This window comes from Enterobacter cloacae complex sp. 382A5, assembly GCF_050031095.1.
GTDB classification, from domain to species: Bacteria; Pseudomonadota; Gammaproteobacteria; order Enterobacterales; family Enterobacteriaceae; genus Enterobacter; species Enterobacter cloacae.
This window is the reverse complement of the sequence record NZ_JBLGVK010000001.1, coordinates 964,656-984,199: the sequence shown is the minus strand read 5'-3', so window position 1 is coordinate 984,199 and position 19,544 is coordinate 964,656. Positions and strand designations below refer to the sequence as shown.

Here is a 19,544-nt window from a genome sequence, read left to right as displayed (position 1 = left end):
TTTTTTTATGTCAGAGCTATAAGTATAGACGGCGGTTAGCTGGCACAAGCCAAACGCAGGGCGGTAATAATCTGAATCACAACCTCTTCGGGCGACGCGGAAGCATCCACTACGTGATGTGCCGCTTCGCGGTATAACGCATCGCGCTCCGCCAGCACCTCGCTCACCTCTTCGCTGAGCGGTCTGGAGGTCAGCGCAGGACGTTGCCCCTCTTCCGGAAACGCTTCCAGACGCCCCACCAGCGCAGCCACGGGCGCACAGAGATAAATCACAATCCCTTTTTCGCGCATATAGCGGCGGTTATATTCCGCCAGAATAATTCCGCCGCCCGTGGCAATCACCGCATCGGGTGCCGTTACCGCTTCCAGCGCGGCCGTTTCACGGCTGCGAAAGCTCTCCCAGCCCTCTTTTTCGACGATATCCGCGATGGTTTGTCCGGCCTGCGTCTGCAGCCAGTGGTCGGTATCAACAAAATGACGTTGACAGGCACGCGCCAGCTCCAGGCCAACGGTGGTTTTCCCACAGCCGCGGGGGCCAACTAAAAAGATGGGTTGGGTCATAACCAGGTGTTTCCCCTTGATGCCGGATGGCTGAAGAGTGTAAAGAAATAATTGCAGAAGATGTTGCGTTTACTTTACTGCAAAGCGTTACGGAATGACAACCCTGTCACTGCCATACTGTACCACATATTGACAATGATTATCATTTAGCAGTGCGACGTTTCACTTCCAGCAGCCACTTATCCAGCTCTGCGGCAAACTGCTGGCGGTCACGTTGAGATAAACTATCTGGCCCGCCGGTCTGCACACCGCTGGCGCGAAGCGTATCCATGAAATCGCGCATGGTCAGTTTTTCCCGGATGGTTGCTGGTGAGTAACGCTCCCCGCGCGGGTTCAGCGCTGCGGCGCCCTTTTCCAGTACCTCTGCGGCCAAAGGAATATCCGCCGTGATCACCAGATCTTCCGCGCTGCACAGCCGTACGATCTCGTTATCCGCCACATCAAAACCGGCAGGAACCCGCAACGCACGAATGAATCGGGAAGACGGTACGCGGATATTCTGGTTTGCCACCAGCGTAAGCGGCATCTGAACACGCTCGGCAGCGCGGAACAAAATCTCTTTAATCACATTCGGACATGCGTCCGCATCAACCCAAATCGCCATAATGTCTCCCCTATTGATACTGGCGACTATTGTCGCCTGCATTTCGTTGTTAAGCTATCAATCAGAGAAAACAACGCATAACGACGGAGAAACGTGATGGATAAGAAAATCGGGTTTATTGGCTGCGGTAACATGGGCAAAGCCATCCTGGGTGGCCTGATCGCCAGCGGGCAGGTCCTGCCGGGTCAGATTTGGGTCTATACACCATCACCGGATAAAGTCGCGGCGTTACGTGATGAGTATGGTATTAACGCAGCCGAAAGCGCGCAGGAAGTGGCCCAGGTCGCCGATATCGTCTTTGGGGCGGTTAAACCGAATATCATGATCAAAGTCCTGAGCGAGATCACCTCCAGCCTGAATAAAGACACGCTGGTGGTGTCGATTGCCGCAGGCGTGACGCTCGATCAGCTGGCCCGTGCACTGGGTCATGACCGTAAAATTGTTCGCGCAATGCCCAATACCCCTTCACTGGTCAATGCCGGGATGACCTCCATCACCCCTAACGCGCTGGTGACCACGGAAGATGTGGCCGATGTGCTGAACATATTCCGCTGCTTCGGCGAAGCGGAAGTGATTGCCGAATCGATGATCCATCCGGTTGTGGGCGTGAGTGGCTCTGCTCCTGCGTATGTCTTCATGTACCTGGAAGCGATGGCGGATGCTGCGGTGCTTGGCGGTATGCCACGTGCGCAGGCCTATAAATTTGCCGCACAGGCGGTGATGGGCTCAGCCAAAATGGTGCTGGAAACCGGTAAGCATCCAGGGGAACTGAAAGATATGGTCTGCTCGCCTGGCGGTACCACCATCGAAGCGGTGCGGGTGCTGGAAGAGCGCGGGTTCCGTGCGGCGGTCATTGAAGCGATGGCGAAATGCATGGAAAAGTCAGAGAAGCTGAGTAAGTCCTGACCAAACTAAGCCGGACGTCAGGCGGCCACCTCGGTACGTCCGCGTCCGGCATTTTTGGCTTTATAAAGCGCGATATCTGCCGCTTTTAACCACTCGCGGTAATGGGCAAACTGTGTTCCCCACGGCGCAACCCCCACGCTGATGCGAAGCCGTTCGTTCGGGGCACAGGGTAACGACAGTTTTTTCAGCCGCTCGTGGACGCGGGACATCGCCGCAATTGCACTTTCTGCCGGGGTGCCGGACATGATGATCGCGAACTCATCGCCACCGAAACGGCCAATATAATCCCCGGCCCGCAGCGTCATCTGCAGCTGACGAGTGATAGCAATGATCGCTTCATCGCCCACATCATGTCCCCAGGTATCATTGATGCTCTTGAAGTGATCGATATCGATAAGCAGGATCGTGGTTTGACAATGATCCCGTCGGCACTTTTCATACTCCATCCGCAGCAACGTTTCCCAGTGGCGCCGGTTATAAACGCCCGTCATGCCATCGCGGGTACTCATCAGCTCAAGTCTTCGCTTATTTTCCGCCAGGCGAATGGCCGTCTGATGGCTCACCCAGGCAAAGAGTATTGGGTAGATCATCAAGACCGGCAGCGTCAGCCACCACTCCAGCGATCCGGAAGAGAGCACCACAACATTTCCGGTTAGCTTCAGCGTCACGACAGCGGATAACGTGGTTATGGCAATGCCTGCGAGAAACAGGCGACAGCCGCCGGATCCCATCATATTCATGCCCATCATCATAACCAGCGCAGCCGATGGCAGAGCGTTCACGCCCATCAGGCCAATCCAGATGCCGGTAAAAATAGCGTCGATCTTCAGATTGATGATTTCACATTGATGAGGTTGAGATGAACGGCAGGTGAACTGCCAGGCAAGATGCGGCCAGATAAAAACCCAGCTCACCAGTAATAACCACCAGCCGCCGGGCAGAAAATGCGTGACCAGCACACCGGCAACAGGAAAAAACATCGCCGCCAGACCCACAATCCGCCCCAGCCGGACGCGCCGGGCAAAGCGTATGCCGGTACGGTGCGCGTCATCCTGAGAAAGGTTTTGAAGCCACTCTTCCCCGATACGCTCTTTATTGTAAAAGTTTTCGTCGTTCATCATATTTTGGGAATATTCTGAAACATTTTCCCAAATTATAGAGAGGGGGGATGCGGAGAAAGTATGAAATTTCGGGTGAGTCACCGTAAGGACTCACCCGATAGGACTATGCCTGTTTCTTCAGACAACCACTCATAAACTTGCTGCGATCGTCGCCTTTCAGCATTTGTTGCGTGGCCTGAGCGTTACATTCACGCATTTTTTGCTGCTGCGGCGTCAGGCTTTTTTCATCTGGTTTGGATGCACCATTTTTGAGGCAATCGCTCATATATGTCTTACGGGCATCCCCTTTCAGCGCTTTTGCTGTCGCCTGTTGATTGCAGGTCGTCATACGCTGCTGTTGAGGTGTTAAGGTTTTCTCTTCCGCATGCGCTGAGGCGATCAGGCACAGGCCGGAAAACAGGGTAACCAGTATTGTTGTTTTCATTGCACCATCCTTTATGTGAAGTTCCACATTAAGTCTGGTTCGTTGCGGGAAAAAAACCACCCTGCGACAATGATTTTCTTCGGGTTTATGCATTATTTCATCTCTGACGCGGCACGCTGTTGATTACCCGGTTTCGCCTGATGCGTTAGGGTATTTAATAGCAAGAGGCATGCGATGAAATAGATGCTCTGTTTAAATTCTTTTCTCCCAGAGCGAAGGCCAAAAATAAAAACAGAGCGACGACAGGCATCCTGCATGACCATTCTATGACAGGCCATTCTCTTTCAGCAGGCTAGCTGCGAGGATGCCTTAATAGCTTCTTTACGTATTGCTGAAGCATCTCCGCATCTTCAGCGGGGACCAGCGAATCGGGGCGAGCCTTGTCCAGTGCGCTTTCTACATTATCGATTAACGCCTGTTGCTGCGGTTGTGTCATTTGTCGGAGCAACGCCGTAACGACAATTTCCAGCGCCTCTACCTGGGCGACCAGTTCTTTTGACTCTTCTTCCTTTTGTGCAAGCTTGACCAGCAACTCAGCAATGAGATTTTTCATCGTGCTATTTCCTTATGCGTTTTTTCTGAACTTAGCATTCAGAATGAATAATGCAAAGAGGAGAAAAGTATTATCTTATGCAAAAGTGATGCTGCTGCCAAAATAAAGATGAATGGCAAGCAGCGAAACGTTTTTCTCTTTAGAAAAAGCCGCATTTAGTTATATAAAAATGCGGCAACCATAAGAATATATAATACATTACGGCAAATGATTAACGCGCTGCTCTCGCCTGCTCTAATTGGCGACGGCGTCTCAGCGCAATCGCCAGCTGGATAATATTGATCAACACCACAATCGCCGTGGCCGCAAATACCCAACGAAAACCGGCCATCGCCGAAACGGATGCGCCAATAAGCGGACCGGCAACGTTACCCAAATACATAAATGACTGGTTATAGCCAAAAATACGCCCTGTCACCTGGTCACTTGAATATTTCACCAGCAAGGTCTGCACCGCAGGTAACATGGCGCCATCGGCAAAGCCGAGCAGGAATCGCAGCACGCCGAGCTGAAGCGGTGAGGTGACGAACGACATCGCAAAAAAGAGCACCACGGCAAAAATCAGCGTGGCCATCAAGATACGCGCCGTACCGATCCTGTCGCCCAGTTTTCCCAGCCGCGGCGCAGAGATTAACGCCGATACGCCCGGCACGGCAGCAATCATCCCGCTGAGAAACGCAATATTGCTGCTGTCTGGCTCCATTGATTTTATAAACAGCGCCAGAATCGGGCCTACCGAACCGTTACAGAGCTGGATCACCATGGTGGTTACGAACAGGCTTATCATCAGCCCGGGATACGGCAGCGAGGCGAAGACCGCTTTGCCGCTCAGGCGTTCGGATTTACTGACCACCGGACGTCCCCCCTCCTTGATCAGAAACAGCGTCACCAGAAAACTGATCACCAGCAGGATAGCAGTAATGAAGAAGACGGCGCGCAACCCTACGTGGTCGGCCAGAAAGCCGCCTAACAACGGGCCGCCGATAACGCCACTGATCTGTGCGGTGGAGAGCGTACTCAACGCCCAGCCGCTACGTTCACGCGGCACCTGTGAAGCGACCAGCGCCATGGCGTTCGGAATATAGCCGGATGTCAGCCCCATGATCGCCCGCAGGATAAACAGCTGCCAGACGTTAGTGGCAAAGGCCTGCAGCAGGATGGCTATTGCCATTCCCAGCGAAGCGCGCAGCAGCATCAGTTTGCGCCCTTTTCGATCCGCCAGGCTCCCCCACATGGGTGACACAATGGCGGAAACCAGAAACGTCACGCTGAACGTTAGCCCCGACCACATGGAGAGGGCTTCATGCGAGGTCACGCCCAGCTGCGACACGTACAGCGGCAGAAAGGGCAAAATCTGGCTGATGGCCAGCCCGGTGAAGAAACACCCGAACCAGACCGAGATGAGGTTAACTTTCCAGGATTCCATAAAAGAAATAGTCTTCATTTTTAGGCAAATGCGTCGACAGATTAGCAAGTTACCGGCATCTACGCCGTGCCAGAGATGCGGCCTTGCTGACTTTGGTGTTTTATCTTCCCAGTCATCATATTTGTGAAATATGTCACAAATCATCCAATTTCTGGCGGAAGATTATGCTTTAGCGGCAGAGTCCAAAGCCGCGCATTCCCAGATGGAAATGGTTGGCGTGCGCCGCGTTATACTCCGGCCCCAGGCCGTTCCCGTAGTAGCCGCAGCTCGCTGTCAGCAGCGCCTGCAGCCACGGCTGCGTTTTGGTCGATCTCCAGCCGTGCAGAATGGTGACCCGTTCACCGTTCGCCAGCCGAAACGCGCTGATATCCAGCGCCTCTGCCGTGGCATGTTCGCTGCGTCTTGCATCAGGGCGGTGGTAAATATTGCGACAGGCGTAGCTGCCCAGGTGCTCAATGCGCACCAGCTCGCTTCCGGTCCAGGTTCTGGTGAGTGGCCGGGCCTGCTGGCTGACAAACAGTGCAGAACTCAGCGCCAGCGGGCAGCTGGCAAGAAAGCTGCTGTTCAGGCTGACCGGCCCGAAGTCACGCACGCGCACCACGTTGTGAAGGGGGCATGCTCCGGCGCTGTCGGCGACAGGCTGTGTGCGAATAAGGGCCTTCTGATTGGCCTGCGATAACAGGCTGGCACACGCCTCGGGGGTAAGGCGCCGCAGTTTGTACTGAGTAATTGGGCCTGGCGGGTCGTCAAGCGAGAGCGGCGTAAAAGGGTTGTAGTGAGACGGCAACCAGCGGTAACCCACCGTTGCGACTGCCACCAGAATGAAAACGATCAGCAGCGTTTTGCCTTTCACACTCCCCCCTCTTTACTCCCAAAACATTATGGCAGAAGGTCGCGAAACCCGCAGGGCATCGTGGTATGTTATTGGCTTTTCGTCAGACTGGAAGAGAGTAAGATGGCAAAGCAGCGCGTAGGTATTGTCTTTGGGGGAAAATCAGCGGAGCACGAGGTTTCATTGCAGTCGGCAAAAAATATTGTCGATGCGATTGATAAAAACCGTTTCGACGTAGTGCTGCTGGGCATTGATAAACAGGGCCAGTGGCATGTGAACGATGCGAGCCAGTATCTGTTAAACGCCAACGATCCGGCACATATCGCCCTTAATCCTTCTGAAATCAGCGTCGCCACCGTTCCTGGCGTTGTGAAGGGGCAACTTATCGACGCCGGTAATGCACAGGCTCTTGCTCAGATTGACGTCGTGTTCCCAATCGTCCACGGCACGCTGGGCGAAGATGGTTCGCTGCAGGGTATGCTGCGCATGGCAAACCTGCCGTTTGTCGGCTCCGATGTGCTGGGCTCCGCCGCCTGTATGGATAAAGACGTCACCAAACGCCTGCTGCGCGATGCCGGGCTGAACGTTGCCCCGTTCGTGACGCTCACCCGCGCCAACCGCGATAAATACACCTTCAGCCAGATTTCCGCCCAGTTGGGTCTGCCGCTGTTCGTGAAGCCTGCGAACCAGGGCTCCTCCGTTGGCGTCAGCAAAGTGACAAGCGAAGCGCAGTTCACCGAAGCCGTTCGTCTGGCTTTTGAGTTTGACCACAAAGTCGTGGTTGAACAGGGTATCAAAGGCCGTGAAATTGAGTGCGCGGTGCTGGGCAATGATTTCCCACAGGCAAGCACCTGCGGTGAAGTGGTGTTAAACAGCGATTTCTACTCTTACGACACCAAATACATTGATGATAAAGGCGCTCAGGTCGTCGTGCCGGCAAATATCGATCCGGCCATCAACGATAAGATCCGGGCGATCGCCATCAACGCCTGGCAGGCTCTTGGCTGCTGCGGCATGGCGCGTGTGGATGTGTTCCTGACGCCAGATAATGAGGTGGTGATTAATGAAATCAACACCCTGCCGGGCTTTACCAACATCAGCATGTATCCAAAACTGTGGCAGGCCAGCGGTCTGGGTTACTCTGAGCTGATCACCCGTCTGATCGAACTGGCGCTGGAGCGTCATGCCGCTGACAGCGCACTCAAAAGTTCCGTAAACGGTTAATCGGTTCTTTTCACCGTCTCCGTCTCATCCGCTGTCGTCGCTTCCGGACGACGGCGGATAATTAACCCAGCCAGCCAGAAACTGATCACCCAGGTCACCAGTCCGACAGCATAGGTTTGCCATCCTTTGGCTTCAAACCCCAGCAGCCCTACGACACCGTTAAGAATAAAGATCAGCCCGATAGCAAAGGCGTAGTAGTGCCAGTCACGGCGTAGTTTGGACGTGAGCTTCATAACAACTCCGGCAGGAAAAAAAGACATCCTCTCACAGTTTTACGATCGGGTCTGTGGCAGATGCGGAAAATCTGAAACACGACGCAATTTCAGTTAAGTAATGAATTTGTGATGTGCTGCAGAAATCGACAATCCAGGAGAATTCCGCAGGGGAAATTACCACGATTCTGATATTGACAAATGCTATGACCTGTCAAACTCACCGTGTGCGAAGCGTATTAACAGAGTGATATTTCCGGAGGTCTTTATGGCTGACTTTACATTGTCGAAACCGATTTTTGGCGGCACACCACCAAAAACCTCCACTGCGGGTAATATTGCGTATGCCCTGTTTGTCCTGTTCTGCTTCTGGGCAGGCTCCCAGCTTCTCAACATGCTGGTTCACGCGCCTGGCGTCTATGAACATCTGATGCAGGTGCAGGATAACGGACGCCCGCGGGTTGAGATTGGTTTGGGTGTGAGCACCTTGTTTGGCCTTGTCCCCTTCCTCGCGGGTTGTCTGATTCTCGGTGTTGTCGCGTTAGTCGTACGCCTGCGTCGTCGCCATTAACGTCCCATGCAACGAGCCCGACGATCGTCGACGCGTTTGGCGAACCATGCCGTTGTCAGGTTACGCGTGATTTTCGGGCTTTCCAGTTGAATACCCGGCAGGATTGCCCGCGGTAACGCTTTTCCACTCTTTTTCTCGGCCAGCGCGAAAACCTTCTTGTAGAGATCCGTCTTCTCGAACGCCAGGCTATCCCCTTTCTCCAGCTGACGGCGAATGTCGCTATCGCTCATGCCAAGCGTTGTTGACAGTTTGCGCACCGCCAGTTCCGTAGTGCCCGCCTTGCTGCTGCCGTAGGCGATGAGATCGCCGTCCAGCGCCAGCTTCACCCCGCTGGCACGGCTGACCGCACTCTGAAACGCCGCGTTTCGACTGGCATACCAGCCCGCGTTAAAGTCAGCAAAACGGTACAACGGCTCGCTGTAGCTCGCCGGATAGTTCAGCAGATGGTACGTGCCAAACCACAGTCCGCCACGCAGGGAGAAGACTTCCTGGCGCACCGTCCCGTCGATTTTCCACGGATAACCGTCCGTATGCTGCTCGGCAAACGCAATGCTGACCTGCATCGGGCCGCCGGTGTGCACCGGGTTAAGCGAGCCGAACAGTTTCTGCCCCATCGGCACCATATTGATGAAATCATCAAAAATGGCGCTCAGCTGTTTCTCGGTTTTCACCGTGTCCAGCCGATCGCTGTAGCTTTTGCCGTTTGGCGAGGTGATTTTAAGGGCGGTATGCACCAGGAACACCGGGATATGCATCGATTCCGCGCGACGGTCGATCTCTTTCCAGGCAATTTTGTTCAGCCCCGGCACCACCGGGTCTGACTGGTACATCGACTCCTGCTGCGCCACTGCCAGCACCGAGCAGATATTCTCCTCGGTAGGGGCAATTTTCTGACTTTCAAAGGTCTTCGCTAACGCCTCGGCCCACGCATTGCGGTCTTTCACCGTAGAGGGCATTTTTTGCCGCACCACGCTCGCCACATCTACAGGTTTCTCACCTTTTTTAAGCGGGGCGGCCCCTTTTTCGGCACACCCCGCCAGCACGAGTGCGGCGAGTAAAGAGAGCGATAATGTACGCGGTACGGCAAAAGACATAGCAATTCCCTGTTTTAGCTAAATGTATTGGTGACTTCCTGCAGATCACGATCGTCCAGCTCGCGTTCAAAGCTGCGCAGACGTTTGTAGATAGACATCAGTTCCACCAGCGTGGTCCAGGAGCTAATCAGATACTGGAACGACCCGCGAACCTGACCAAATACGTTGGTGATCTGTGTCATCAGACCCAGCGTTATCGTACCCGCAACAATGGACGGGAACAGCAGGAACAAACCGAAAACGTTATCCACCTGCAGATACAAAATGCGCGCAATGTTGAAGTACATATAGTGGAAGTAAAGACGGAAATAGTTGCGACGCACGGCGCCAAACAGTTCACGTACGGTTGGCGGCGAGGCGCGGTTGGCGTCATCTTCACCATACACCAGCTCTTTACGATACGCCGCTTCAACGCGCTGATTTTTAAACTCCAGCCCAGGCAGCTTGATCCCCACCACGGCCAGCAGCCCTGTTCCCATTAATGACCAGACAATAGCGGCAATCACCAGGCCATACGGCAGATGACCAACAATCGGCAGGTCCGGCACGTGCGCCGAGAGCGTCACCAGCACCGGCAGGAAGGCAATCAGGGTCATAATGGCATTGATAAAGCTCACGCCCATGTCTTCAAGGGTCGAGGCGAAACGCATGGTGTCTTCCTGCACACGCTGTGCGGCGCCTTCGATATGACGCAGGTGTTGCCAGTGCGCCATATAATGTTCGTTCATCGCCGTACGCCAGCGGAAGACGTAGTGGCTGACGAAGAAATTGTTCATGACGCCAATCACCACCGCAATAAGGGCAATACCGAGGAAGATGCCAACTTCGTGGTAGAACTGATTGATAGTCACCTTATGCGGTGAACTCAGCGCACTCTGGATCAGATCGTAGAACGGGGCATACCAGGCGTTAACCGCCACCCCCACTTCCACCAGAAACCAGGTGACAAAGATGATCAGCGACGTGCCCAGAATCGACCAGTACTGCCAGCGATGTGGCGAATAGACAAACCAGAACAGGGCAAATAGCCCTACGCAGACCATGTAGTAGGCATAAAACAGCAGATAGCTCAGCGACCAGAAACGCGCCGCGCTAATGGGAACCTCGCCCGTCGCGCCCGTGATGCGCGTCAACCACGCTCCGCCGCCGGCCTGCCAGAAAATGACAGCGATCAGTGCCCAAATAAATGCCGACAGGAAAAATGGCCCCGGCTTTGGGAAAAAAGACTTAAACATGATACATCCTTCTTGTTGTTATGGCTGTTGCTGTGCTCAACACATCACCACACGAAAATCTTGCCTGGGCCAGGTGCCTGGCGCAGGCAAAAAGGTCAGACCCGAGGGTTTATTATTAGTTCGCTTTCCAGTTTTCAAGAATTGTTTCGGTGCGTTTCACCGCGGGCGGGTTTGCGGGCGCAATGAAGTTGCGCCAGACGTCGTTATAGTGGTTAATCAGAATGCGGGCTTCAGCCGCCGGGCGATTCGCGGTGGTATGCGCATCCTCCGCCACGGTGATGTGGTAGCCCCGGCTGACGCCATTCTTGAACGTGGCATCGACACAGTAATCAGTAGCGCAACCGCAGATGACAAACTCCCGGATCCCCTGCTCGCGGAGCAGTGCCTCAAGCGTGGTGTTATAGAATGCATCGCAGGCCGTCTTGGTCACGTAAAGGGCATCAGCAGGCTGATGCAGTTCAGGCAGCAAGGCAAACCCGTCACTGCCCTCTTCCAGACCGCCAGGCTCGGTATGCTGAATAAAAATCACCCGATCGGCTGCCTGCGTAAGCTGATTGATCAATGAAACACATTTTTCACGCTGATGACGAGGCGTTTCGAACACCCCCTGCTGCATATCGACAACCATAACCACACGCTTTCCGGACATACCCTTCTCCGCAAGATTGAGTAACACAGCCCTCTATCATAAGGCCGATGTCACAAAATGGGAGACTGACGGTAAGTAAATTCTTCTGATTTACTCGCAGTTACGTTTTTCTGGTTATCGTTATGTAATTCGGGGCATTGCACCGTACGGTTTAGTAGTATAAATACCCATTACTTTCCTCATTCACACTATGGATGCTTTTCGTTGAAACGTTGTCTGCTCTTTTTCGCCGCGCTGTGTGCGGTGAGCTTCTCAACCGCCCAGGCAGCCCAACCGCTGACGGCGCCCGTTCTGGCATCAGATATTGCCGATCGCTACGCGAACCTGATTTATTACGGCAGCGGCGCGACGGGAATGGCGATGGTCGTCATCGACGGTAATCAGCGCGTGTTTCGCAGTTTCGGTGAAACGCGTCCCGGTAATAATGTTCATCCGCAGCTGGATTCCGTCATCCGCATCGCGTCCCTGACCAAGCTGATGACCAGCGAAATGCTGGTGAAATTGCTGGACCAGGGCGTGGTGAAACTCGACGATCCGCTCAGCAAGTATGCTCCGCCGGGCGCACGTGTCCCGACGTATCAGGGGACGCCGATAACGCTGGTCAACCTGGCAACGCATACCAGCGCCCTGCCTCGCGAGCAGCCAGGTGGTGCGGCGCATCGCGACGTTTTTGTCTGGCCAACGCGTGAACAGCGCTGGAACTACCTGAGCAAAGCCACGTTGAAGTCCGCGCCCGGTTCTCAGGCCTCTTACTCCAACCTGGCGTTTGACCTGCTGGCCGATGCGCTGTCGACGGCAGCGGGCAAACCGTATACGCAGCTGTTTGAAGAGCAGATCACGCGCCCGCTGGGCATGAAGGACACCACCTTCACCCCATCACCGGATCAGTGCCGCCGTCTGATGGTCGCCGAAAAAGGTGCCAGCCCGTGTAACAACACGCTGGCAGCCATCGGCAGCGGCGGGGTTTATTCCACCCCTGGCGACATGATGCGCTGGATGCAGCAGTTCCTCTCATCAGACTTCTACTCACGCAGCCATCAGGCCGACCGAATGCAGACGCTGATTTACCAGCGCAGCCAGTTGCACCGCGTGATCGGTATGGACGTGCCGGGCAAAGCCGACGCCCTCGGTCTGGGCTGGGTATATATGGCACCTAAAAATGGCCGTCCGGGCATTATTCAGAAAACGGGGGGTGGTGGAGGATTCATTACCTATATGGCAATGATCCCCCAGTCCAACGTGGGCGCTTTTGTGGTGGTCACCCGCTCGCCAAATACCCGTTTCGTCAATATGAGCGATGGGATCAATAACTTAGTGGCTGAGCTCAGCGCCAATAAAGCCCAGGTGCTTACCGCCTCCGTCCAGCCTTAATATTCCGTGGGCAAACGGTTGATGCTAACCAGTTTGCCCCGGCTCATATTGATGTAGTTCCCCTGTCGAAGCGCAGCGAGTACCTCTGCCACGACCGAACGCGAAATGCGCGTGCTTTGTTGAATATGATTCATCACACCAATTTTTGAGCGCAGGGTTTCATCCCATTCGGCCATATTCAGCAGCATGGCGCGGATTTGGTGATAGGAGTTATTTCCTACCAGTTGCCTGTCCCGCTTTTCCAGAATGGATTTAATCCAGGACAGCCAGCAGAAAGCTTCTTTCCAGAGAGAACTTTGCTGAATAAGCTGCAGAGAGGTCGAAGCAGGTAAATAAAAGCCTGTGCACGGATTTTTGGCAACGACCCGATATTCCTTGCTGTAATCAAGCATGCCTGCAGTCAGCCCCAGAATAAAGGGCGCGGTGGCAATGCCAATCAGCAACTCGTCAGAACGGCGATAGATTTCAATAACGCCGGTCTGTAATACAAAGGTGCTGGGTTCATCATTATCATCATTTGAAATAATCTGCTGGGGAGCAGATTTAAATGGGGTACTGGCTACTTTCAAACACTGTTCGAGCCGGCTTAATTCAGAAAGTGGTTTCGCATTAACTTTCATGCAGACCTCTGGACATCCGTATTTGTCGGTTCAATATTATTTTTTTTAGATGACAAAGCGGGGGATATATTCCCCCGCTTTTATACTTTACCAGGTATATTTCACACCCAAATTGGCGCCCCAGTTCTGGTCAACGTCACCGCCGCCCAGGTAAGTGGCATCCGTGTATGCACTGAAGTTTTTGGTGAAGCTGAACTGTGTGCCCAGACCCACACGCACCGCAGAGCCTTCAACGCCGTTATCAATGCTGTCGCCATTCACGTTCGCATTGTTATCAGCATCGTCATACACATACGCCAGTTTGACGTATGGCGTCAGAGCCTGATCGCCGCCGTAGTTGAAGGTATACCCTGCATCGACACCGAGTTCATAGCGCAGGCTGTCGTAAGACTGGCCATCAATTCGCATGTCGTTGCTCAAGCGGTAGTCGTCACCCGACTGGAACAGCCCAGACACTGCCGCATAAGGCGTGACGTAGCCGGACAGGTTTGGTTTCCAGTCATAACCCAGTTTCATACCGAAACCAACCGCATCTGTCGTGGTATTACCGTCCACGTACTGACCGTTACTCATGGTCGCGGAGAGATCGTTATTGAAGCGGGTGTAGCTCAGGGAGCTGTCGAGGAAGACATCGTTGGCAAACTTCGCAGAGGCATAGATCATCGCCGTCTGGCTATCCTGATCAACCTGACCGGTACGATCGCTGATATCACCCTTCGCGAAACCTGCCGCGCCACCAACGATCCACTTCGCGTTGTTACCGTCAATCTGCGTATCCAGACCAACCATAATCCCGCTTACGTCCTGATCGTAGCTGATAACGCCATTGTCAGCGTCAAAGTTGCCGCCGAAGTAGCTCACCCACGCCCCGCCGTTATCGGCCAGACCGTGACGGCTGTTAGTCAGACGGGTTCCAACGGTATCCTGCTGCAGATCCCAGATATTGGTATTCGCTGACGGAATGCTCAGCGCCATATTGGCGTAGTCAGTCAGCGCTTTCTGCTGCAGAACAACCGTGTCACCCTTCTGCTGCGCCTGGTAGGTATAGGCACCTAAATCGGCTTTGTTTGCTGCCGTAAAGCGGGCCGCAGTGTCTGCGTTATTGTCATAAACGCGGATGATCTCTTTGTTTTTATAATCAGCAACAGAACCGGCGCCGGTCGCATCGTCGATACGCACGGTGTAGTTACCTGCCACATCACCGTTCACCGCCAGATGACCGTCTGAGTTAAGCGCCACGACGCCATAGTCGTAATCTGCTTTGCTCTTGTCGTTGGTGATAAAGCGGGCGTTGTTCAGATCGCCGTTCAGCACGTAGTCACGGCTGGCAACGTTCAGCACACCGCCATCGGTCAGCACCATGTTGTGCGTGTCCACCTGACCCAGGCCCAGTGCCAGTTCCGCACCGTTGTCGACGGTGATGGTGTTGGCATACAGTTCAGCCGTTTCTTCCGTCAGCGCGGCACGGCTATAGCTGTCCAGATACAGGCTGTCTGTCGCCACTGCACCGCTGTCGCCAATATTCAGGGTAGAGGCGTTGGTCAGGGTGATGGAATCCGCCAGCAGGCCAGAGTTTTCAACATTGACCTGCGACTGGTTATTCACTGCCAGCGTGTCGATGTTAGACAGTTTGCGGGTATCCCACTCTGAACCGTTGTTCAGGGTGACGTTGAACAGACCGCTCTGGTATACCTCTTCACCTGCAACGTGACCGTTGGTGTCGTAGGTGGAATCAGGCCAGATGCTGTTTGGCGACAAGGTTCTCCAGTCAACGCTGCTGTAACCCTCACCATACATCTGCGCGGTGCCGATCGCTTCAACGCTGGATTGTGCTGCGCCAACCCATTTGCTGCCGTTGGTCAGTGTGACATCCAGCTTATCGGTACCATCCCAGCCGTTGGTGGTTGGGTTATACACACCGTCTTCGGTGGTATCGGTTGCCGGGTCGCCATTCTCGTAGAAGTTATTGTCGAAGGTGCTGGAGAACAGGATATCGCCGGTAACGGTAGAGTGATCGAAGGTGGCGGTGGTTTGCATGGCGTTGTCAGACGCGCTGGCCGCGACGATCAGTGCCGCGTCATCTGCGCCGGTCGCGTTGGTTTCACCGTAGTCGCTCGGCTTCGCGGTTTGACCATAGAACCCGCTGGTACCGAGATCGCTGTATGCGCCGGAGGTCAAAACAGAGTCTTTGACCACCAGGGTGTTAGTAAAGACATTACTGCTATCCGCAACGCCTTCAACGCCGTCATACGGGGTATTGTCCAGCTCATGGTAACCCTGAGTCAGCGTGATACCTGCAACGTGGGAGTTGTTCTGGATAACAATATCCGATTCCACATCCAGCGTAATCGCATTACCCAGTCCATAGGTATCCAGATAGTGGGTTTCGGTGTTGTCACCATTCAGAACATCATACGCATAATGCTCATAGGTATCGTTAATGGTGGAGTGATCGACGGTCAGGCTAAAACGATCGTACTGCGTATGGGTCGTGCCGTCCGTATCAACCCCATCAGCACACGTGGTGGTCATGCACTTTGAGGTGATCATGCCATTAATGGTGCTGTTAGAAATGCTCAGCGCATTCGCTCTTCCATTGACACCATCGTCAAGGTAGTACGTCGAAATAACACCGTTCACCGTTGACTTATTAATCACCGGATAAATATCACCGTCGTGGGTGACATCCGAGTAATCCCAGTCAGCGTAGCCATAATACCAGGGTGTTGATGCTGTATTATCATATCCGAAGGTATTATATGTGGTACCAGAAATATCTTTCGCATTGGCCTGAGAAGCGATAGCCAGGGTGCAGGCTAATGCAAGTTGTGATACAACCAGTTTCTTTTTCCATGTTTGCATTGGGTCATCCCTCCTCAGGGACGTAAGCAAGTTTGTCCATCAAATCATTTGGCAACATTGTATTGCGGAGGGAATTATGCATTTTCATTTCGAAAAGGTTCAATGAATGATTCCATTAAGTCCGTATCCAGACTAATAACATGAAAAAAATGCAACGACATTAAAAATTATAAATAAACACTATAAAAACAGCGAATTAAAATCATCTGACATAAATATAGAAAATATAATAAAGAATAATAGATCATTATTAATGATATATTTACTTCAATTTAGAAATCGCACCAATATCTCGAGCGTGTGAAAAACAGGCTGACGTTGGTTATATATATTGACCATGTGAAACATCGCAAACCCCATTTCGCATTAACAAAAAGCCTGATTTCGTAAAACCCTCTCCCCCACTTTCATGTACACTAGCCTTCTTTGTTCCACAAACGTCAGGCATATCATGACCGATTTAATTGCTCGTCCCCGTCGTCTGCGCAAGTCACCTGCACTGCGCGCTATGTTTGAAGAGACAACACTGACCTTAAACGATCTGGTGTTGCCGATTTTTGTTGAAGAAGAGATCGATGACTACAAAGCCATCGACGCCATGCCAGGCGTGATGCGCATTCCGGAAAAATATCTGGCGCGTGAGATCGAACGTATCGCCAACGCGGGGATCCGCTCGGTGATGACCTTTGGCATCTCCCACCACACTGACGCTACCGGCAGCGATGCCTGGAAAGAGGACGGTCTGGTCGCCCGGATGTCGCGGATCTGCAAAGAGACCGTGCCGGAAATGATCGTCATGTCAGACACCTGTTTCTGTGAATATACCTCTCATGGCCACTGCGGTGTGCTGTGCGATCACGGTGTCGATAACGACGCCACTTTGCTGAATCTCGGCAAGCAGGCGGTGGTAGCTGCAGCAGCCGGTGCGGATTTCATCGCACCTTCCGCTGCCATGGACGGGCAGGTTCAGGCGATCCGCCAGGCGCTTGATGCGGCCGGATTCACCGATACCGCCATCATGTCCTACTCCACCAAGTTTGCCTCTTCGTTCTACGGTCCGTTCCGTGAAGCGGCCGGTACAGCGCTGAAGGGCGATCGCAAAACCTATCAGATGAACCCGCTGAACCGCCGTGAAGCCATCCGTGAATCGCTGCTGGATGAAGCCCAGGGCGCAGATTGCCTGATGGTGAAACCGGCTGGCGCGTATCTGGATATCCTGCGCGACATTCGCGAGCGCACCGAGCTGCCGCTGGGTGCATATCAGGTGAGCGGCGAGTACGCGATGATCAAATTCGCCGCGCAGGCGGGTGCGATCGACGAAGAGAAAGTGATCCTGGAAAGCCTGGGCGCGATCAAACGTGCTGGCGCGGATCTGATCTTCAGCTACTTTGCGCTGGATCTGGCCGAGAAGAACATTCTGCGTTAATCCGCTTTAGCGCCGGGTGGCGGCTTCGCCTTACCCGGCCTCCTATCTGCGCTAATATTCACCAAACTGCAATACAACCGACATCTCTCCCTTCTACTGTCTGAGCAAGACGGCAGGAGGAGTAACCATGTTTAGTCTCGATAGCGTTCTCGACGACCTTTGGCCTCAGGCGAGGCCTGCACCCTGGCAAAAAAGTCTGTTAAAAAGACTGTTCTACGAAGAAGAATTCCAGCAATTTGCCGCGACACACCGCCATCTGAAAGGCCTGGATATGGTGGAGCAGGTTCTGGAGCACCTCGATATACTCTGCACCGTTTCCGCCCGCGATCTCGAACAAATCCCTGAACATGGCCCGCTGGTCATTATTGCCAACCACCCAACCGGAACGCTGGACGGGCTGGCGCTGATGTATGCCGTTTCCCGTGTACGGCGCGATGTGAAAGTCGTCACTAACCGGATGCTGACCCACCTTGAACCGCTTAGCTCGCTGTTTATTCCGGTGGACAATATGGGCGGCAGAACGGCCAAATCGTCCCTGATGCAGATGGAACAGCATCTGCAAAACGCAGGGGTGCTGATCTTCTTCCCGGCGGGAGAAGTGTCCCGTCCTACGCGCAAAGGGATCCGCGATAAAAAATGGCACCCCGGCTTTATTAAACTCGCCAGTAAGCTGCGCGTACCGCTGCTGCCGGTGCATATTCAGGCACACAACAGCCTGCTCTTTTATGCCAGCACGCTGGTGTCCCCCACCGTATCGATGCTCTTGCTGATGCAGCAGATGTTCCGCCGCCGCCACAGCCAGCTACCGATAAAGATCGGCCAGCAGATAGCCTGGCATCACTGGTATAGCACAACCCTTTCATCGCGTGAGATGGCCGAGCAGTGCCGTCAGCACGTGATACATCTTGGCAAGGGAGTGCCTGGCGTCTTTAAAACCCAATGCGCCATTGCCCGTCCGGAAGACCGGGCCACGCTGAAGCGCGAGCTGGCCCAGGCTGAATGTCTGGGCAAAACCAGCGATGGCAAAACTATTTATCTGTGGCAACGCAACGGACAGGAAGAGGCTCCCCTGCTGCGCGAGCTGGGACGCCTGCGCGAGATCGCGTTTCGCGCCGTGGAGGAAGGGAGCGGTAAACGTCGGGACACCGACAGTTACGACGATGACTATCTGCATCTGATCCTGTGGGATGAAGACGATCTGGAGATCGTCGGCGCCTATCGCTTTATGCCCACTGCCAGACAGGTCGAGCAACGCGGTCTGGAAGGGCTTTATAGCTACAGTCTGTTCCACTACGACGATAAAATGCAGGACGTGCTGGAACACGGTATTGAACTGGGGCGCAGCTTTATTCAACCGCGCTACTGGGGTCGTCGCGGTCTGGACTATCTGTGGTCCGGTATTGGTGCCTATCTGGCGCGTTATCCGCACTACCGCTACCTCTTTGGCCCGGTCTCGATTTCCGGTGGCTTACCGCCTGCCGCACGGGATCTGCTGGTGGCGTTTTACCGCCTCTGGTTCCCGGCGACACATCCCTTAGCCGCGTCACGTCAGCCTTATCCGGCCTCCCTGCCAGACGTGCTGGCACAGTTTGGCGGGGTCGATTACGTGGATGACCTGACGAAGCTGAAATCCCTGCTCGGTAATCTGGGGTGCGGTATTCCACCGCTCTACAAACAGTATTCCGAGCTGTGTGAACCCGGCGGCGTGCAGTTTATCGATTTTGGCAGCGACCCGGCGTTCAACAACTGCATCGACGGGCTGGTGCTGGTGGACTTGTGCTACCTCAAGGCAAACCGCTATCAGCGGTATATTGAGGCGCACCTTTAACTGTGCGGTTTTTTGTAGGCCGGGTA

19 protein-coding genes are annotated in these 19,544 nt (G+C 53.9%); 6 read left to right on the top strand and 13 right to left on the bottom strand.

Annotated features, from left to right (window positions below; genetic code table 11):
* Positions 1–35 precede the first annotated feature (35 nt).
* Positions 36–560 (bottom strand): shikimate kinase AroL, encoded by a 525-nt coding sequence (gene aroL, locus ACQG2G_RS04640; RefSeq protein WP_013095816.1) that lies wholly within the window; start codon positions 558–560, stop codon positions 36–38.
* Positions 561–702: 142 nt separating this feature from the next.
* Positions 703–1,164, bottom strand: a complete 462-nt coding sequence (locus ACQG2G_RS04635) for a YaiI/YqxD family protein (protein ID WP_029882460.1) — start codon at positions 1,162–1,164, stop codon at positions 703–705.
* A gap of 96 nt (positions 1,165–1,260) precedes the next feature.
* Between ACQG2G_RS04635 and proC the strand changes: the two genes are divergently transcribed.
* Positions 1,261–2,070: a pyrroline-5-carboxylate reductase gene (proC, locus tag ACQG2G_RS04630; protein WP_061771740.1), complete on the top strand. Its 810-nt coding sequence runs from the start codon at positions 1,261–1,263 to the stop codon at positions 2,068–2,070.
* A 17-nt stretch (positions 2,071–2,087) separates the two neighbouring features.
* Here proC and adrA read toward each other — a convergent pair whose 3' ends face one another.
* The 5 genes from adrA to ACQG2G_RS04605 all read right to left on the bottom strand — a co-directional run bounded on the left by adrA (position 2,088) and on the right by ACQG2G_RS04605 (position 6,447).
* Positions 2,088–3,191, bottom strand: coding sequence for a diguanylate cyclase AdrA (gene adrA, locus ACQG2G_RS04625; RefSeq protein ID WP_061771741.1), 1,104 nt, complete (start codon positions 3,189–3,191; stop codon positions 2,088–2,090).
* 103 nt (positions 3,192–3,294) lie between these two features.
* Positions 3,295–3,615, bottom strand: coding sequence for a phosphate starvation-inducible protein PsiF (gene psiF / locus ACQG2G_RS04620; RefSeq protein ID WP_013095812.1), 321 nt, complete (start codon positions 3,613–3,615; stop codon positions 3,295–3,297).
* A 292-nt stretch (positions 3,616–3,907) separates the two neighbouring features.
* Positions 3,908–4,168, bottom strand: coding sequence for an anti-adapter protein IraP (gene iraP, locus ACQG2G_RS04615; protein ID WP_013095810.1), 261 nt, complete (start codon positions 4,166–4,168; stop codon positions 3,908–3,910).
* A 211-nt stretch (positions 4,169–4,379) separates the two neighbouring features.
* Positions 4,380–5,594 carry a multidrug efflux MFS transporter gene (locus ACQG2G_RS04610; RefSeq protein ID WP_013095809.1) on the bottom strand — a complete coding sequence of 405 codons (1,215 nt, stop codon included), beginning with the start codon at positions 5,592–5,594 and terminating at the stop codon, positions 4,380–4,382.
* Positions 5,595–5,763: 169 nt separating this feature from the next.
* A complete protein-coding gene (locus tag ACQG2G_RS04605; protein WP_058682040.1) occupies positions 5,764–6,447 on the bottom strand; it encodes an extensin family protein in 684 nt (227 codons plus the stop codon).
* A 102-nt stretch (positions 6,448–6,549) separates the two neighbouring features.
* Here ACQG2G_RS04605 and ddlA point away from each other — a divergent pair, with 102 nt between their 5' ends.
* Complete coding sequence (ddlA, locus tag ACQG2G_RS04600) at positions 6,550–7,650, top strand: D-alanine--D-alanine ligase (RefSeq protein WP_047023650.1); 1,101 nt, start codon at positions 6,550–6,552, stop codon at positions 7,648–7,650.
* On the opposite strand, the gene ACQG2G_RS04595 is transcribed toward ddlA, so the two are convergent.
* Positions 7,647–7,883, bottom strand: a complete 237-nt coding sequence (locus ACQG2G_RS04595; protein ID WP_061771742.1) for a DUF2754 domain-containing protein — start codon at positions 7,881–7,883, stop codon at positions 7,647–7,649. The genes ddlA and ACQG2G_RS04595 overlap by 4 nt on opposite strands.
* Before the next feature lie 247 nt (positions 7,884–8,130).
* Between ACQG2G_RS04595 and ACQG2G_RS04590 the strand changes: the two genes are divergently transcribed.
* Positions 8,131–8,433 (top strand): DUF2755 family protein, encoded by a 303-nt coding sequence (locus ACQG2G_RS04590; RefSeq protein ID WP_013095805.1) that lies wholly within the window; start codon positions 8,131–8,133, stop codon positions 8,431–8,433.
* Here ACQG2G_RS04590 and ACQG2G_RS04585 read toward each other — a convergent pair.
* The 3 genes from ACQG2G_RS04585 to ACQG2G_RS04575 form a co-directional block, all read right to left on the bottom strand.
* Positions 8,430–9,527, bottom strand: coding sequence for a DUF1615 domain-containing protein (locus tag ACQG2G_RS04585; protein WP_038418780.1), 1,098 nt, complete (start codon positions 9,525–9,527; stop codon positions 8,430–8,432). The genes ACQG2G_RS04590 and ACQG2G_RS04585 overlap by 4 nt on opposite strands.
* A gap of 14 nt (positions 9,528–9,541) precedes the next feature.
* Positions 9,542–10,762, bottom strand: a complete 1,221-nt coding sequence (sbmA, locus tag ACQG2G_RS04580; protein WP_013095803.1) for a peptide antibiotic transporter SbmA — start codon at positions 10,760–10,762, stop codon at positions 9,542–9,544.
* 115 nt (positions 10,763–10,877) lie between these two features.
* Positions 10,878–11,411: an isochorismatase family protein gene (locus ACQG2G_RS04575; protein ID WP_023620961.1), complete on the bottom strand. Its 534-nt coding sequence runs from the start codon at positions 11,409–11,411 to the stop codon at positions 10,878–10,880.
* A 204-nt stretch (positions 11,412–11,615) separates the two neighbouring features.
* Between ACQG2G_RS04575 and ampH the strand changes: the two genes are divergently transcribed.
* Complete coding sequence (ampH, locus tag ACQG2G_RS04570) at positions 11,616–12,782, top strand: D-alanyl-D-alanine-carboxypeptidase/endopeptidase AmpH (RefSeq protein WP_061771743.1); 1,167 nt, start codon at positions 11,616–11,618, stop codon at positions 12,780–12,782.
* Here ampH and ACQG2G_RS04565 read toward each other — a convergent pair.
* Positions 12,779–13,402 (bottom strand): helix-turn-helix domain-containing protein, encoded by a 624-nt coding sequence (locus ACQG2G_RS04565; protein ID WP_013095800.1) that lies wholly within the window; start codon positions 13,400–13,402, stop codon positions 12,779–12,781. The genes ampH and ACQG2G_RS04565 overlap by 4 nt on opposite strands.
* A gap of 87 nt (positions 13,403–13,489) precedes the next feature.
* A complete protein-coding gene (locus tag ACQG2G_RS04560) occupies positions 13,490–16,264 on the bottom strand; it encodes an autotransporter outer membrane beta-barrel domain-containing protein (protein WP_094085016.1) in 2,775 nt (924 codons plus the stop codon).
* A 451-nt stretch (positions 16,265–16,715) separates the two neighbouring features.
* Here ACQG2G_RS04560 and hemB point away from each other — a divergent pair, with 451 nt between their 5' ends.
* Together hemB and ACQG2G_RS04550 are read left to right on the top strand one after the other, a co-directional pair.
* On the top strand, positions 16,716–17,690 hold the full coding sequence (hemB, locus tag ACQG2G_RS04555) for a porphobilinogen synthase (RefSeq protein WP_061771752.1): 975 nt from the start codon (positions 16,716–16,718) through the stop codon (positions 17,688–17,690).
* Positions 17,691–17,817: 127 nt separating this feature from the next.
* Positions 17,818–19,518 carry a lysophospholipid acyltransferase family protein gene (locus tag ACQG2G_RS04550; protein WP_061771751.1) on the top strand — a complete coding sequence of 567 codons (1,701 nt, stop codon included), beginning with the start codon at positions 17,818–17,820 and terminating at the stop codon, positions 19,516–19,518.
* Positions 19,519–19,544 lie beyond the last annotated feature (26 nt).

Coding starts and splice junctions, on each gene's coding strand:
- ACQG2G_RS04560 (WP_094085016.1), bottom strand. CDS start 16,264: ATGCAAACATGGAAAAAGAAACTGGTTGTATCACAACTTGCATTAGCC.
- ACQG2G_RS04565 (WP_013095800.1), bottom strand. CDS start 13,402: ATGAAAGTTAATGCGAAACCACTTTCTGAATTAAGCCGGCTCGAACAG.
- sbmA (WP_013095803.1), bottom strand. CDS start 10,762: ATGTTTAAGTCTTTTTTCCCAAAGCCGGGGCCATTTTTCCTGTCGGCA.
- ACQG2G_RS04585 (WP_038418780.1), bottom strand. CDS start 9,527: ATGTCTTTTGCCGTACCGCGTACATTATCGCTCTCTTTACTCGCCGCA.
- ACQG2G_RS04610 (WP_013095809.1), bottom strand. CDS start 5,594: ATGGAATCCTGGAAAGTTAACCTCATCTCGGTCTGGTTCGGGTGTTTC.
- ACQG2G_RS04635 (WP_029882460.1), bottom strand. CDS start 1,164: ATGGCGATTTGGGTTGATGCGGACGCATGTCCGAATGTGATTAAAGAG.
- adrA (WP_061771741.1), bottom strand. CDS start 3,191: ATGATGAACGACGAAAACTTTTACAATAAAGAGCGTATCGGGGAAGAG.
- ACQG2G_RS04595 (WP_061771742.1), bottom strand. CDS start 7,883: ATGAAGCTCACGTCCAAACTACGCCGTGACTGGCACTACTACGCCTTT.
- ACQG2G_RS04550 (WP_061771751.1), top strand. CDS start 17,818: ATGTTTAGTCTCGATAGCGTTCTCGACGACCTTTGGCCTCAGGCGAGG.
- ACQG2G_RS04590 (WP_013095805.1), top strand. CDS start 8,131: ATGGCTGACTTTACATTGTCGAAACCGATTTTTGGCGGCACACCACCA.
- ACQG2G_RS04575 (WP_023620961.1), bottom strand. CDS start 11,411: ATGTCCGGAAAGCGTGTGGTTATGGTTGTCGATATGCAGCAGGGGGTG.
- hemB (WP_061771752.1), top strand. CDS start 16,716: ATGACCGATTTAATTGCTCGTCCCCGTCGTCTGCGCAAGTCACCTGCA.
- aroL (WP_013095816.1), bottom strand. CDS start 560: ATGACCCAACCCATCTTTTTAGTTGGCCCCCGCGGCTGTGGGAAAACC.
- proC (WP_061771740.1), top strand. CDS start 1,261: ATGGATAAGAAAATCGGGTTTATTGGCTGCGGTAACATGGGCAAAGCC.
- iraP (WP_013095810.1), bottom strand. CDS start 4,168: ATGAAAAATCTCATTGCTGAGTTGCTGGTCAAGCTTGCACAAAAGGAA.
- ddlA (WP_047023650.1), top strand. CDS start 6,550: ATGGCAAAGCAGCGCGTAGGTATTGTCTTTGGGGGAAAATCAGCGGAG.
- psiF (WP_013095812.1), bottom strand. CDS start 3,615: ATGAAAACAACAATACTGGTTACCCTGTTTTCCGGCCTGTGCCTGATC.